Source organism: Pedobacter cryotolerans (genome assembly GCF_005116475.1).
Lineage (GTDB): Bacteria > Bacteroidota > Bacteroidia > Sphingobacteriales > Sphingobacteriaceae > Pedobacter > Pedobacter cryotolerans.
Window position 1 is genome coordinate 38,250 of record NZ_SWBO01000013.1, and the last position, 14,056, is coordinate 52,305.

14 protein-coding genes are annotated in these 14,056 nt (G+C 34.3%); 8 read left to right on the forward strand and 6 right to left on the reverse strand.

Features of this window, described 5'->3' with window-relative positions:
• The first annotated feature begins 61 nt into the window (after positions 1 to 61).
• Complete coding sequence (locus FA045_RS16790) at positions 62 to 643, forward strand: hypothetical protein (protein ID WP_136878247.1); 582 nt, start codon at positions 62 to 64, stop codon at positions 641 to 643.
• A gap of 161 nt (positions 644 to 804) precedes the next feature.
• Positions 805 to 1,140, forward strand: coding sequence for a hypothetical protein (locus tag FA045_RS16795; protein WP_136878248.1), 336 nt, complete (start codon positions 805 to 807; stop codon positions 1,138 to 1,140).
• A gap of 16 nt (positions 1,141 to 1,156) precedes the next feature.
• On the opposite strand, the gene FA045_RS16800 is transcribed toward FA045_RS16795, so the two are convergent.
• Positions 1,157 to 2,794 carry an ABC transporter substrate-binding protein gene (locus FA045_RS16800; RefSeq protein ID WP_136878249.1) on the reverse strand — a complete coding sequence of 546 codons (1,638 nt, stop codon included), beginning with the start codon at positions 2,792 to 2,794 and terminating at the stop codon, positions 1,157 to 1,159.
• A gap of 44 nt (positions 2,795 to 2,838) precedes the next feature.
• On the opposite strand from FA045_RS16800, the gene FA045_RS16805 reads away from it, so the two are divergent.
• On the forward strand, positions 2,839 to 3,294 hold the full coding sequence (locus tag FA045_RS16805; protein WP_136878250.1) for a substrate-binding domain-containing protein: 456 nt from the start codon (positions 2,839 to 2,841) through the stop codon (positions 3,292 to 3,294).
• Positions 3,295 to 3,543: 249 nt separating this feature from the next.
• On the opposite strand, the gene FA045_RS16810 is transcribed toward FA045_RS16805, so the two are convergent.
• Complete coding sequence (locus FA045_RS16810) at positions 3,544 to 4,065, reverse strand: NADPH-dependent FMN reductase (protein ID WP_136878251.1); 522 nt, start codon at positions 4,063 to 4,065, stop codon at positions 3,544 to 3,546.
• 179 nt (positions 4,066 to 4,244) lie between these two features.
• Here FA045_RS16810 and FA045_RS16815 point away from each other — a divergent pair, with 179 nt between their 5' ends.
• The 5 genes from FA045_RS16815 (at position 4,245) to lepB (ending at position 8,617) form a co-directional block, all read left to right on the forward strand.
• Positions 4,245 to 5,048, forward strand: a complete 804-nt coding sequence (locus tag FA045_RS16815; RefSeq protein WP_136878252.1) for a ParA family protein — start codon at positions 4,245 to 4,247, stop codon at positions 5,046 to 5,048.
• 9 nt (positions 5,049 to 5,057) lie between these two features.
• Positions 5,058 to 5,957 (forward strand): ParB/RepB/Spo0J family partition protein, encoded by a 900-nt coding sequence (locus FA045_RS16820; RefSeq protein ID WP_136878253.1) that lies wholly within the window; start codon positions 5,058 to 5,060, stop codon positions 5,955 to 5,957.
• A gap of 77 nt (positions 5,958 to 6,034) precedes the next feature.
• Entirely contained in the window at positions 6,035 to 6,625 is a 591-nt protein-coding gene (locus FA045_RS16825; protein WP_136878254.1) for a DUF5683 domain-containing protein, read from the forward strand.
• Complete coding sequence (gene dapB / locus FA045_RS16830; protein WP_136878255.1) at positions 6,622 to 7,362, forward strand: 4-hydroxy-tetrahydrodipicolinate reductase; 741 nt, start codon at positions 6,622 to 6,624, stop codon at positions 7,360 to 7,362. Before FA045_RS16825 ends, dapB begins: the two co-directional genes overlap by 4 nt.
• A 55-nt stretch (positions 7,363 to 7,417) precedes the next feature.
• On the forward strand, positions 7,418 to 8,617 hold the full coding sequence (lepB, locus tag FA045_RS16835) for a signal peptidase I (RefSeq protein ID WP_136878256.1): 1,200 nt from the start codon (positions 7,418 to 7,420) through the stop codon (positions 8,615 to 8,617).
• Positions 8,618 to 8,949: 332 nt separating this feature from the next.
• Here lepB and FA045_RS16840 read toward each other — a convergent pair whose 3' ends face one another.
• From FA045_RS16840 to ftsY, 4 genes are all read right to left on the reverse strand, one after another.
• A complete protein-coding gene (locus FA045_RS16840; RefSeq protein WP_136878257.1) occupies positions 8,950 to 10,032 on the reverse strand; it encodes an Ldh family oxidoreductase in 1,083 nt (360 codons plus the stop codon).
• Positions 10,033 to 10,100: 68 nt separating this feature from the next.
• Entirely contained in the window at positions 10,101 to 11,690 is a 1,590-nt protein-coding gene (bshC, locus tag FA045_RS16845) for a bacillithiol biosynthesis cysteine-adding enzyme BshC (protein WP_136878258.1), read from the reverse strand.
• 68 nt (positions 11,691 to 11,758) lie between these two features.
• Positions 11,759 to 13,090 (reverse strand): 30S ribosomal protein S12 methylthiotransferase RimO, encoded by a 1,332-nt coding sequence (gene rimO, locus FA045_RS16850; RefSeq protein ID WP_136878259.1) that lies wholly within the window; start codon positions 13,088 to 13,090, stop codon positions 11,759 to 11,761.
• Position 13,091: 1 nt separating this feature from the next.
• Entirely contained in the window at positions 13,092 to 14,054 is a 963-nt protein-coding gene (gene ftsY, locus FA045_RS16855; RefSeq protein WP_136878260.1) for a signal recognition particle-docking protein FtsY, read from the reverse strand.
• Positions 14,055 to 14,056: the final 2 nt, after the last annotated feature.

The window sequence follows — 14,056 nt, forward strand, 5'->3', positions numbered from 1 at the left end:
TTAAAGATTATACGTTATTTTTAACCTCATTATTTTTGGTTGTCAATTAAAATCAGCTAAAATGAAAACAAATAAAATTATACTTACAATACTTTTGCTACTATCTCTTGATAATATTTTATTCGCACAAAAAGGAGAAGTTTCGGAACTTAACAATTTTTATTTTGGTTTCGAAATAGGAAAATCTAAAACTTACGATAATTATGCGCAAGGCGGAGTTTGGCTTCAAATGGATCATCATTATTTTAAAATCTCTATGAGTAGCGCTAGCGATAATAGAAGTGAGGAACAGCGGTTGCTTAAAGGTGATGAAAACGAAAGTTATATTAAAACCCCTGGTTTGGCAGATTTGGGTTTGATGTATGGGAAAACTTACTTGATTTTAAAGCATCATCAACTACAATTTGGATCAGGTGTATCTGTAATTACGCAAACCATTCCAGATGTGGAGTTTAACAACAATAAACAGCCATATCACTTAGAAAGATTTAAAGAAAAAGTTACAGTTGGTTTGCCTGTAGAATTAAAATATGTATATGTGTTTAAAAAAGGTTTTGGTGTTGGTGCATCTTGGCGTGCAAATGCAAACTCTTTTGATAGTTATGGGAACTTTACTGTTGGTTTATCAATGGGGTTATTTTAAGTATCAATTATTTTTAGAAGAAAGTGAGTGTTTCAAAACAATTTTAACGATAAAGTTTAATATTATGGAGGCTTAATAAATTAAATATTAACTGATAAATATGCATATTGTTTAATATTTAACCTCAGTTATTTCAAATAGATTGACTTAATAAATTTAATATGGAGCCTGCCACGCCTTGGGTATTATTTGGATATTTTGATATTTTTCTTCTATTCCTTTTAATTACAATTAATATTATAATTTGGAAATTTAATATATTGAAAAGGGTGACTTGGAAAATTTCGATTCCGATGGTTTTATTAATTTTTTTCTTTTTTCCTGTGATGTCAACCCAAGTGGAAGTAAATAATGTATATAACCATTTCAAAGTTGTAGATGGATTTAACCTTTTGTACATTTGGTTTCGCTGGCCTACATGGTGGATTTTAGGAATAATTGAAATGATTGTTTTTGTAAAAATAGTAAGAACAAAAAACAAGCTAACTATTGACTAGTGTCGAAATTTGAATTTTAACCTCCATCCTTTTTCACTCTCTTCAAAACCATTAAACTTAGTGGGTTCATCATGTAACCACTTATATTATTTTGTAGCATTACTACAGCTTGATCGTACAAAATGGGTACAACAGAAGAATGTTCCATTACCATGTTATCCATTTGGTAGTACAATTCGTAGCGTTTTTTAGCATCACTTTCGTAATAACTCTGCTCAAAAAGTCTGTCGAATTTATCGTTAAAATAGCCTGTGTAATTTGGGCCAAAGGGCACACGATTTTTTGAGTAAAATACAGAAAGATAGTTTTCTCCATCAGGATAATCTGCAATCCATGAGCCTCTAAAAAAGTTCACTTCGTTTTTTGACATCATATCTCTTAAACTTGCACTCGGACTTACATCTACTTTGGCTTTTATGCCAATGTTTGCCAATTCGCCTTGTATAAATTCTATCAAATCACGGTAAGTGGTGCTAGTGCTTAAAGTTACCTCGGGCATACCTTTTCCACCTGGAAAGCCTGCTTCTTCTAGTAATTTAGCAGATAACTTTGGGTTGTAATTATAGCCTTTAACTCTTGTGCTATCAAAACCCGGCATCCCTTTGGGTAAAAAGCCGCTTGTTGCTGGTGTGCCAATGCTGTTTCTTAAATATTTAATTAGCTTGGGGCGGTCTATGGCGTAGTTAATAGCTTGTCTAACTTTCTTTAACCTAAGAGGAGACTTTTTAACTAAAGTTTTAGAAGTGTCGACCAGAATGCCCACGTATTCTGTGCACAAATAAGCTCCTTTTTGCAATTGAAATTTGCCTTTGTATTTGCTGGTCATTTTGCCGCTTTTTGTTAAAATATCATCGCGATAACTGCCATCAACACTGTTAAAAAAATCTAAATCTTTTTTAATAAAATTCATAAAAGCACTTTGCTTATCGCTAATAAAAGTAACTTTAACTGCATCTAGATAAGGCAGACGTACATCGCCATCTTTTTCCCAATAATTCTCGTTTTTTAGCAAAACTAAAATTTCATCTTCTTTCCAAAACTTAAATTTAAATGGCCCGGTTCCCACAGGGTGATTTCTAAAATCTTTACCATAATGTTCTACCACTTCTTTTGGTACTACAGAGCAATATTGTGCAGTTAATAATTGCATAAATGCCGGAAATGGCTTTACCAAAGTGATTTGAAAGGTTGTGTCGTTTAAAGCTTTAAAACTACTGGCATCTTTTACCTTATCGCTAAAAATCCAGCCGCCAGAAGAAGCCACTTTTGGATCAATTAATCTAAAAAAACTATAGGCAAAATCATCAGCAACTACCTTTCTGCCTTTGCCATTTTTAAATAAAGGATCATCCTGAAAAAAAACATCGTTACGCAGCTTAAAAGTGTAGATTAAATTATCATTAGAGATTGTCCAGTTTTTAGCGATACAAGGAACGGTATTTAAAGCCGAGTCTACTTGCACTAATCCATTAAAAATTTGGTTAATCATCCAAATTGCATTTTGGTTTCTGGCAAAAGCCGGGTCTAAAGAAGTTACATTTTGGTCTAAATTGATGTTAAATACTTTTTTGTCATCATTATTATCTTTTTTTTGGCAAGAGAGCAATGTAATTAAGCAGCAAACACAAAAAATATCTTTTATAATTGTACGCATCAGTTTAGGAATAGTATTTTTGCACAAATTAATAAATAATTAGGATGTCTTTTTTAAATGACCTGATAAATTCAGAAAATGATGAAGTTTTACGCGAAGAATTGCAAGAGCGATTAGATATTGTTTCGCATAAAATTAAATTTATGGATAAGGTTCCGGTAGTTTGTTTAGATACCAACAACATGCAAAATTTGTTGTTGACTGAAGAAATTAATGCTGCAGGAGGTGTTTTTACAGCTGATGTTTTGGGTGCAGTTTATATTATTTATTACCAAGAAGGAAAATCTTTAAATGATTTAATGCGTGAAGTGCCATCTTTAATTGATGCAGAATGGCCTGCAGTTAAAAATGGTAGGATAGTTTTGTTAAATGATAATGCTGATAAACAACGCAATCCATCAAATGCGGTTTCATTGATTGAAGATTTTGCTGAAATGCTGCATCCTGGCTATTTTATTTTCGGTTACGAAGGCGATAAGTGGATTAGGTTTGGAGTGTAGGTTAGTTGGAAAGTTGGAAAGTTGGAAAGTTGGAAAGTTGGAAAGTTGGAAAGTTGAAAGTTGGAAGGTTGGAAGGTTGGAAGGTTGGAAGGTTGGAAGGTTGGAAGGTTGGAAGGGTCTAGAATTTTAGAAATGCAATTTAGTGTAATCTGTTAAATTTTAACCTGCCTATCAAAAGATAAATTTTTATCAAACTTGAAGGGGAATCTCGCATCTCGTATCTCACTTCTCACATCTCATATCTCACATTTAGTACGCCACAAACTTCTCTATCTGCTGCCCAACAAATTTGAAGGTATCTTCTTTAATTAATTGGTCGTTTTCATCTAACTCTGTTTTAATGTTTGAAATATGGATACGCAAAGGCATCACATTTAAATGCAGGTAAGCACAAACTCCATTAAAATGTTCAATGCCACGTATGTTGCCGTATTTGCCAGATGAAATACCCACTAAACAAGCCTTTTTATCATAAAAACTTTCTGGAAAAGAACAAGCATCAATAAATGTTTTTAAAACACCCGGAAAGCTGCCGTTATATTCTGGTATTACAAATAAAAATTTTGTTGTTTTAGTTACGATATCCTGAAATTTTTGAAACTCCTCACTTCGTTTTCCATACAAATCAGATTCAATTAAGTTGGCCGGTAAATCTTGTAAATTGATAAGTTGAGTTGCTAAACCCTTATCGTTAAGTTTTTGTTGATAATATTTCGCGACTTTTAACGTATTACTTTGCAACCTATTGGTGCCTGAGATAATGGTAACCATGCTTAAAAAATGTTAATAAGATGTTTAAAACACGTGGCGCTTTGCTAGTAGAATTAGGTTTAAGTTTGTATCTTAGCTAATTGTTAAAAAGTGCTTGTTTTGTACAAAAATAGCATTTTATTTGCCAAAATAATGTAAAATAAAGTCGAGCTTAGCTCAGATGATTTTTAATAAGATACATGAGTAAAATTATTGCTTTAGCAAACCAAAAAGGAGGTGTAGGTAAAACTACTTCGTCTATAAATTTAGCTGCCAGCTTAGCGGTGTTAGAATACAAAACACTTTTGGTTGATGCAGATCCGCAGGCCAACTCTACCTCTGGTATAGGATTTGATCCACGGAATATTAAAAACAGCATTTACGAATGCATCATTAATGATGTTGATCCGCTAGATGCGATTGTGAAAACCGAGACACCAAACTTAGATTTATTACCCGCCCACATTGATTTAGTTGGTGCCGAGATTGAGATGATCAATTTAACTAGCCGCGAATATAAAATGAAAGCGGTTTTGGAGAAGGTAAAAGATCAGTACGATTTTATCATTATCGATTGCTCACCATCTTTAGGCTTAATTACAATTAACTCATTAACAGCTGCCGATTCTGTAATTATACCAGTGCAATGTGAGTATTTTGCACTAGAGGGGCTGGGCAAGTTGCTTAACACAATTAAAATTGTTCAAAATCGTTTAAATCCAGAGTTAGAGATTGAAGGCATTTTATTAACCATGTACGATGTGAGGTTACGTTTATCAAACCAAGTTGTAGAAGAAGTTAAAACGCATTTTCAAGATTTGGTTTTTGATACGATTATACAGCGTAATACCCGTTTAAGTGAAGCGCCAAGTTATGGTGTATCGGTAATTATGCATGATGCAAATTGCAAAGGAGCTATCAATTATTTAAACTTAGCTAGAGAAATTGTTCGCAAAAACGGTTTGGTAACCGAAGAGCAAGATGTAACTACGGCAACCCTATAAATTATTTAGATGACATCTTTTCAGCGAAAAACAGGTTTAGGAAAAGGATTAAGTGCACTTTTAGATGATAATGATTCTGTTCATCCTCAAAAAAACCAACCCGATACTTTAGCGCAAACTGCACAAATTGGTAGCATAAGCGAGGTAAATATTAGTGATATTGAAACCAATCCTTATCAACCTCGTCATGAGTTTGATCAAGTTGCACTCAATGAACTATCTGAGTCGATTAAAGTGCAAGGATTAATACAGCCAATTACAGTTAGAAAACACGGTAATAAATATCAATTAATTTCTGGTGAACGTAGGTTAAGAGCTTCAAAATTAGCTGGTTTAACACAAATACCAGCCTATGTCCGTACAGCGGATGATCAGCAAATGCTAGAAATGGCATTAATTGAGAATATCCAACGTGAGAATTTAAATGCCATTGAGGTTGCTTTAAGTTTTCAGATGATGATTGATGAGTGTAACCTAAAGCCAGAGCAATTAGGCGAGCGAGTTGGCAAAAATCGTACTACGGTTAGCAATTACCTTCGATTGCTTAAATTACCACCAGCAATTCAGGCTTCTATTCGCGATGGTAAAATTTCTATGGGTCATGCTCGTGCTTTAATTAGTGTAGAAGAGCAGGAGAAACAGTTGTTCATTCATCAAGAAATTTTAGATAAAGGTTTATCTGTTCGTAAGGTTGAGGAATTGGTAAGAAGCATCCACCATGTGCAAGTAAAGCCAAAATCGGCCCCTGCCGGAATATCTTTTGAATACCAAAAATTACAAAAAGATTTGGCTTCTAAATTTGCAACCAAAGTAAAGTTAAAGGTGAATGACAATGGCAAAGGAGCAATAGAAATTCCTTTTGTATCTAATGAAGATTTGAACCGAATTCTTGAACTTTTAGATTGGTAATGCGGTTAATAATAGTCATAGCAATCATATTATGCTCTTTTGTTACGACTAAAGCGCAAGATCGTGGAGTTAAAAAGATGACAGACACCCTTAAAGATTTTGTTGATACTACAGGTTACGTAAACCAAGGTAAAATTGCAGGTCGAAAAGCAGCAATGAAATCACTTATTTTTCCTGGTTTAGGGCAAATTTACAACTATGGTTTAGTGGTAGATGATGTTAAAAACAACCGTGTTGAAGGGAAAAGAGTTGCGCAGAAATTATATATTATTGGTAAAACAGCAGGAATATATGTTGGCGGAACTATTTTAGTGTTGTCATATATTGATAATAGAGAACAATACAAAAGATTTTTGACAGAGTTACAATATAGGCAACAGAATAATGATCGTCCAGACCCGAATGGAGGTTTAGCACAGTATACGAATACCCCAGCATTAACAATTGCTAAAAATATTTATAAGCGAAACAGTCAGATTGTTTTAATTTCGCTAGGTGCTGTATATGGCTTAAATATATTAGATGCTTATGTTACAGCCCGTTTAAAATATTTTAATATCGATGAAACTTTATCTTTAAAAGTTGCTCCATCAATTATAAATAACAATACCATGTATGGTTTTTCGGCACCAGCCGCACCAGCATTAAAATTAACGCTTAAACTATGAAAATAGCACTATTGGGTTATGGCAAAATGGGTCAGATTATCGAACGTTTTGCAATAGAACGAGGACATGAAATCGTGTTAAAAATTAGCATTGATAATGTAGAAGATTTTACGATCGAGAATTTACAAAAAGCAGATGTTGCTATAGATTTTAGTGCTCCAGATGCAGCAGTTGCCAATATTTATAAATGTTTCGAAGCCAGTTTGCCAGTTGTTGTGGGTACAACAGGTTGGTATGGCAATTTGCAAGAAATTAAAAATGATTGCCTTAGCAGTAACAATACCTTACTTTACGGCTCTAATTTTAGTATTGGCGTAAATTTGTTTTTTCATTTAAATAAAGTTTTAGCAAAGCTGATGAATAATTACCCAGCTTACGAGGTGCAAGTAGAAGAAATTCATCATACGCAAAAACTAGATGCACCAAGTGGAACAGCAATGACGATAGCTGAAGATATTATTGAAGAGATAGATCGGAAGTCTGAATGGTTAAATGAAGTGGTAGGCACACCAATACCCGATGTTATTAAAAATGAACAATTGCTGATAGAATCTCATCGAATTGAAAACGTACCGGGCACACATACCGTGGTTTACAGTTCTGAAGTTGATGATATCGAAATTAAACATACCGCACACAGTAGAGCAGGTTTTGCCTTGGGTGCTATAGTTGCCGCAGAGTGGCTAGAGAATAAAAAAGGCTTTTATAACATAGCCGATGTATTTAATTTTAAATAGATTTTGAGCTAATTTTGGTTGGCAAAATAAAATAATCAGTTAAACTGAATAAAATATGAATTACAAATTTTGGCAAAAAAATAAAAGTGCCGAACCTAAAAAGAAGAAAAGCAAAAGTAGAGAATGGGCAGATGCCATTATTTTCGCCGTTGTGGCTGCAACAATTATTCGTGTATTTTTTATAGAAGCCTACACCATTCCTTCTGGTTCAATGGAAAAATCTTTATTGGTAGGCGATTTTCTTTTTGTGAGTAAAGTTAATTATGGTGCTCGTATCCCGATGACACCTGTAGCATTTCCTTTTTCGCACCATACATTGCCATTAACAGCCACTACAAAAGCCTATTGGGATGGTGTGCAATGGAAATATAGAAGATTACCTGGTTTGCAAGACATTAAGCGCAATGATGTTGTTGTATTTAACTTCCCAGAAGGAGATACCGTAATGTTAGAAAACCAAAACCCAAGTTATTATGATTATGTAAGGGCCGTTGGTTGGGCTAAAGCAAATAGCGATTACACGATTACTAGTAGACCAGTAGATAAACGCGAAAATTATATCAAAAGATGTATTGCTATTGCTGGAGATGTAGTGAGTATGAAAAATGGTATTGCAAATGTTAACGGCAAAAATGAACCGCTTAAAAATACCGGAATGATGCCTTATCGCATTCAGTTTACCACAAATGAAATTGAAACCAAACCGTTAGAAGATTTAGGTTTTGTAACTGGGGAGATGCAGCAGGAAAATGAAACCACTTATTTAGCTAATGCTTCTTCAGAAATGATTGATGAATTGAAAAAACTATCTTTCGTAAAATCTGCAGCAATGTTAGCCTCAACAGCAGATCAAGAAGAAATGGGTGGTATTTTTCCGCATGATCCTAACAGAAAATGGAACAGAGATAATTTTGGTCCTATAAAAGTGCCCGCTAAAGGTTGGACAGTGCAAATTGATAGCAATACCATGCCTTTATACTACAGAGCAATAAGAACTTACGAAGGCAACAAAGTGGAGAAAAAGGGTAACGATTGGTACATCAATGATAAAATTGCAACTTCTTACACCTTTAAAATGAATTATTATTGGATGATGGGTGATAACAGACACCAATCGGCCGATTCGCGTTATTGGGGTTTTGTGCCAGAAGATCACATTGTGGGTAAAGCATTATTTATATGGATGAGCTTTGACAGTAATGGTTCTTGGTTTAGCAAAATTCGCTGGAGCAGAATTTTTAGAGGGATTAACTAAATCAACTACTTTAAAATATTTATTTGAACCTTGTAGACTTTGAGTTTACAAGGTTTTTTTATGCGTTTGATGCAAATAATATTTATAGACTGGAAAGTTGTGGTGTAAAATAACAGCTTAAATATCCTTAGACTTGAGCTATAAACTTTGGGAAACGTTGTCATCCAGAGCGCAGCGAAGGATCTCTTTTGTAAAATACACAATAGATTCCTTGCAAACTAGGAATGATAAATTGTATTAATTGTCACTTTATCAGTCTTTTACAGATTGACAAAGTTTAATATTGGTATCTTTTCAAACTTTGACAATCTAAAAAAAGATTGTCAAAGTACTTATAACCCTTCAATGCCAAGTTTAGATGCTAATTCGTTCAAATCATTAACTACTACATCAATAATTGGAATACCGCTAACTTTTCTTTCTTGTTCAAAAGCATGTTCAGGTTCGCCAGGAATAATTACTTTTTTATTCGGGTCGATGGTTTTAGCGCTTTTAAATCGCTCAATCCAATTGTCTAAATGATCTTTAAAATCTTGCGCAGGGCGAAATCCATCCACACGCATCGCACCAAAAAAATGTCCCAATCCTTCGCCAACTGGATTTGCAGATGGTTCTAAAAATGCAACAAAAGGTGGTACCCACGGACCGTAATTTGCCCCAGAAAGCACAGCTGATAAAATATCAACCGTTGCACTTAAACCATAACCTTTGTGGCTACCATGATCTTTATCACTACCTAAAGGCAGTAAAGCACCGCCGCTTTTTAATTCATTTGGATTGATTGAAGAATTGCCATCCTTGTCTTGTATCCATCCTTCTGGTACAGCTTTGTTTGCTCTTTGTGCAATCTCCAGTTTTCCATTTGCAGCTGCTGCGGTTGCCATATCTACAATTACTGGCGGATATTTGCCTGCAGGGAATCCATAACACATCGGGTTGGTGCCTAATAAACGTTCGTTAGCATAAGTAGGGGCAACCAGCGGACTAGCGTTAGTCATGCTGATGCCAATCATATCTTTTTCTACAGCCAGTAGAGAGTGGTAGCCTGCAATACCAAAATGGTTGGAGTTTTTAACCGAAACCCAGCCACTACCGTATTTTTCTGCTTTTTCAATCGCAACTTTCATTGCAAAAGGAGCAACAACCAAGCCTAAACCTGCATCACCATCTATTGTTGCAGTTGTAGCTGTCTCGTGAACAATACGAATGTTTGGGGTAGCATTTATTCTTTTCTTTTCCCAAAGGCGAACATAGCCACTTAAACGAGCCACCCCATGCGAATCAATTCCACGTAAATCAGATTTAATTAAAACATCGGTTGCTAAAGTAGCATGTTCTTCAGAACAACCCATTTTTATAAAAACAGCGTGGGTAAAAGTTCTTAATTTTTCTTCGGTAAAGGTGATGAAGTTCATTTTATTAGATATGAGAAGTGAGATTTGAGAAGTTAGATAACTTGCTTTAGTCTTTAAGCTTTGGTCTTTTAGCTTGGAAGTAACAAAGTAAAATCTCCACCCAAAGGTTCAAAATTTTCAATTAAGGACGAAATAAAATCATCTCCATAATTTACAAACATAGGGGCAAGGTTAACTACTCTTTCTTGCAAAGTACCACTAGGGAATAATCTATTTTTCACATTTTCAATCTGCTTTAAAGAAACCTCATGTTTTCTTTTTTCGGCTCTGAAAAGTTTTTTCTCTAAGTTCTCTAATAAATGATGAGTTTTTGTTTTCGCAGAGTCTGCAGCTTTTTCTAAAGTTTTATCAATTTTAAAAGCATTCAATTTAATCTGATCAAAACTTGCTTGTACAGCTCTCATTTCATCAGCTAAACTTAGGTTGCTATCTGTATTATTTTTAATCCAAACTTTTTGCAATTCATCAGTTGATAAAAAAGCGTCTTCTAATTTAAAACCTAGCTTATTTAAATTTTCCGCACTGCGTTTATCAATTAGCAAAGCGGAGTTACGCAATAACAATACAGGGAAATCAGTTTGGTAAAAATCAAAATTGGCTTTTAACTGCATCCAATAAGAAACTTCGGCACCGCCACCAATGTAGGCAATGTTAGGCAAAATTACCTCTTGGTATAAAGGCCGCATAATTACATTCGGACTAAATCTTTCTGGATGATTTTCAACCTCCGTCAATAATTCATCTTTAGTAAAACTGATCTCAGAATGATTTACAGTATATAAATTGTCTTTCTCAATTATCCGTTCACGTAAATTATCAATCAAATAAAAGAAATTAATATCTCTTCCATTTACCTGTGTTTTGTAGCCATTTTCTTCTAATGTTTGACTAGTTTTTTCAGTTAAATCTGCGCTATTCTGTTCCGTAATATCTTGTTTAATGATATGACTAAATTGTTTTTTCAAAATAGCATCATCAGCATTAATGATTACCAAACCATAATTCTCAAATAAACTGTTCACCAAAACACGAGTAGCATTGGCTAGATTATCATTTTCTAAATAAGCCTTTTCAACAAGTTTGGCTAACTTTTTACCATTTTTGCTAATGCCTAAATAAGCTTTGTAAGCCATTACAGCAGCTTCAACGGTTTTGGTGCTTAATCTGCCAGTTGCGCCGTTAGTTTGCTGTATCCAACTGATATTTTTTTCATCAACACTAACATGGTTTATTTCTTCAAAATCATGATCTTCGGTGGCCATCCAATAAACGGGCACAAAATTCTTTTCAGGATAGGCAATTTTTAACTCTAAGGCTAAATTAATGGTAGTTACTATCTTATAAATGAAGTATAAAGGGCCAGTGAAAAGATTAAGCTGGTGACCAGTAGTAACCGTAAAAGTATTTTCATCAGCTAATAAACTGATATTATGTTTTACTGATTTATTGGTTTTTACATTTTGATATTGTTGAGATAAAACTTCAACCAATTCGGCTCTATTTCCTTTAAAATTCCTAGCATCAACAGCTTTTTTTAAGCCATCCATATCAGGGCGGAAACTGTAAAAAGATTTCAGAAATTCTACATCATTAACATAATCTAAAACCAATTTAGAAAATGAGTGGGTATCCTGATAAGATATATATTTTGCCTTCATGTAATCTTAAGCTTTGACAAATTTTTCGCAAGTTGCAAAATAAGTTTGTTAAAGCTACAGTAGTTCAATTATTTTACAATCTGTCCATACAGGTCGAAATCTTCAGCACGATCAATCTTCACGTTTACAAAGGTACCGTTAGCAGCATAGCCAGAATTAGCATCAATTAAAACCTCATTGTCAACCTCTGGGCTATCAAATTCTGTTCTTCCGATAAAGAAATCACCTTCTTTTCTATCAATTAAAACTTTGTAGGTATTGCCAACTTTTTCTTGGTTGATATCAAAAGAAATGCCTTGTTGTAATTCCATAATGGCATCTACACGTTGTTGTTTTATTTCCTCTGGTACGTCATCAACTAATTGATGTGCATGAGTTTTTTCCTCATGAGAATACGTAAAACAGCCTAAACGATCGAAACGAGTTGCCTCAACCCAATTGTACATTTCTTCAAAATCCTGTTCAGTTTCACCAGGGTAACCACAAATTAAAGTTGTACGCATAGCGATATTAGGAACTTTTGCTCTAATGTCGTTTACAATATCAATCGTCTTTTGTTTAGTGATACCTCTGCGCATAGATTTCAGCATGTTATCTGTAATGTGCTGTAAAGGCATATCCAAATATTTACAGATATTTTCACGTTCATTCATCGCATCTAAAATTTCCATCGGAAAACCAGAAGGATAAGCATATTGTAACCTGATCCATTCAATACCATTTACATCAGATAAGCGACGTAATAATTCATCCAAATTACGTTTACCGTAAATATCTAAACCATAGTAGGTAAGATCTTGAGCAATTAAAATTAACTCTTTTGTGCCGTTAGCGGCTAAAATTTTTGCTTCGTTAACTAACTCATTCATGTCTCTAGATACATGTTTACCACGCATCAGCGGAATAGCGCAAAAAGAACAAGGACGGTTACAACCTTCTGCAATTTTAAAATAAGCAAAGTGAGAAGGAGTGGTTAATAAACGTTCGCCAATTAACTCGTGTTTGTAGTTTGCACCTAAACTGTGCAATATATTTTGTAAATCGTTAGTGCCAAAAAAAGCATCAACGTTTGTAATTTCTGATTCTAATTCTGGCTTATAACGTTCAGATAAACAGCCAGTAACAATTACTTTACCAACTTTACCCTCGTCTTTTAACTGACTGTACTGTAAAATGGTATCAATAGATTCTTGTTTGGCATTATCTATAAATCCGCAAGTATTGATAACGATAATATCATCTTTACCAATATTGTTAGATTCATGTTCAACCGCTAAATTGTTGCCACGTAATTGTCCCATTAACACTTCAGAATCGTAAGTGTTTTTTGAGCAACCCAAAGTAATTACGTTAATTTTAGGTTTAGCAACGGGTTTAACAAGTTTGTTTTTAGTAATCATATTATTTAAACAATGAGTTAACGAAATCTTTTTTGTCGAATAACTGTAAGTCATCCATTTTTTCGCCAACACCAATATATTTTACAGGAATTTTAAATTGATCAGAAATACCGATTACAACTCCACCTTTTGCTGTACCATCAAGTTTAGTAATAGCTAAAGCATTAACATCAGTAGCTTCGGTAAATTGTTTACATTGTTCGAAGGCGTTTTGGCCAGTTGAACCATCTAAAACTAATAAAATTTCATGCGGAGCATTTGGAATAACCTTTTGCATTACATTTTTAATTTTTCCTAGTTCATTCATTAATCCAACTTTGTTATGTAATCGACCAGCAGTATCGATAATTACCACATCTTCTTTATTTGCAACGGCAGATTGTAAAGTATCAAAAGCTACAGATGCAGGATCAGAACCCATTGCTTGCGCAACTACTCTAACGCCAACACGCTCGCCCCAAAGTTTAATTTGCTCAACCGCAGCGGCTCTAAAAGTATCGGCAGCGCCCAAAACAACCTTTAAACCTTCACCTTTAAGTTTATGCGCTAATTTGCCAATGGTAGTTGTTTTACCAACACCATTTACGCCAACAACCATAATTACATAAGGTTTATGATCGCCGTATTCGAAATTACGAAAATCATTACTATTGTTTTCAGCAAGTAGAAGCTGAATTTCATCACGTAATAAAGTTTGTAACTCTGAAGTAGAAAGATACTTGTCTTTGGCAACACGAGCCTGAATACGATCGATGATTTTTAATGTAGTAGTAACACCAACATCAGAAGTAACCAGCACTTCTTCAAGGTTATCTAATACATCATCATCAACAGTTGATTTACCAGCAACGGCTTTGGTGATTTTACTTAAAAAACCTTCCTTAGTTTTTTCTAAACCTTTATCCAAAGCTTCTTGAGCTTCAGGAGCGGTTTCTTTTTTCTTAAAAAAATCGAATAAACCCATAA

Excerpts from the sequence above, each read along its gene's own strand:
- FA045_RS16790 (WP_136878247.1), top strand. The coding sequence starts at position 62 with ATGAAAACAAATAAAATTATACTTACAATACTTTTGCTACTATCTCTT.
- FA045_RS16795 (WP_136878248.1), top strand. The coding sequence starts at position 805 with ATGGAGCCTGCCACGCCTTGGGTATTATTTGGATATTTTGATATTTTT.
- FA045_RS16800 (WP_136878249.1), bottom strand. The coding sequence starts at position 2,794 with ATGCGTACAATTATAAAAGATATTTTTTGTGTTTGCTGCTTAATTACA.
- FA045_RS16805 (WP_136878250.1), top strand. The coding sequence starts at position 2,839 with ATGTCTTTTTTAAATGACCTGATAAATTCAGAAAATGATGAAGTTTTA.
- FA045_RS16810 (WP_136878251.1), bottom strand. The coding sequence starts at position 4,065 with ATGGTTACCATTATCTCAGGCACCAATAGGTTGCAAAGTAATACGTTA.
- FA045_RS16815 (WP_136878252.1), top strand. The coding sequence starts at position 4,245 with ATGAGTAAAATTATTGCTTTAGCAAACCAAAAAGGAGGTGTAGGTAAA.
- FA045_RS16820 (WP_136878253.1), top strand. The coding sequence starts at position 5,058 with ATGACATCTTTTCAGCGAAAAACAGGTTTAGGAAAAGGATTAAGTGCA.
- FA045_RS16825 (WP_136878254.1), top strand. The coding sequence starts at position 6,035 with ATGACAGACACCCTTAAAGATTTTGTTGATACTACAGGTTACGTAAAC.
- dapB (WP_136878255.1), top strand. The coding sequence starts at position 6,622 with ATGAAAATAGCACTATTGGGTTATGGCAAAATGGGTCAGATTATCGAA.
- lepB (WP_136878256.1), top strand. The coding sequence starts at position 7,418 with ATGAATTACAAATTTTGGCAAAAAAATAAAAGTGCCGAACCTAAAAAG.
- FA045_RS16840 (WP_136878257.1), bottom strand. The coding sequence starts at position 10,032 with ATGAACTTCATCACCTTTACCGAAGAAAAATTAAGAACTTTTACCCAC.
- bshC (WP_136878258.1), bottom strand. The coding sequence starts at position 11,690 with ATGAAGGCAAAATATATATCTTATCAGGATACCCACTCATTTTCTAAA.
- rimO (WP_136878259.1), bottom strand. The coding sequence starts at position 13,090 with ATGATTACTAAAAACAAACTTGTTAAACCCGTTGCTAAACCTAAAATT.
- ftsY (WP_136878260.1), bottom strand. The coding sequence starts at position 14,054 with ATGGGTTTATTCGATTTTTTTAAGAAAAAAGAAACCGCTCCTGAAGCT.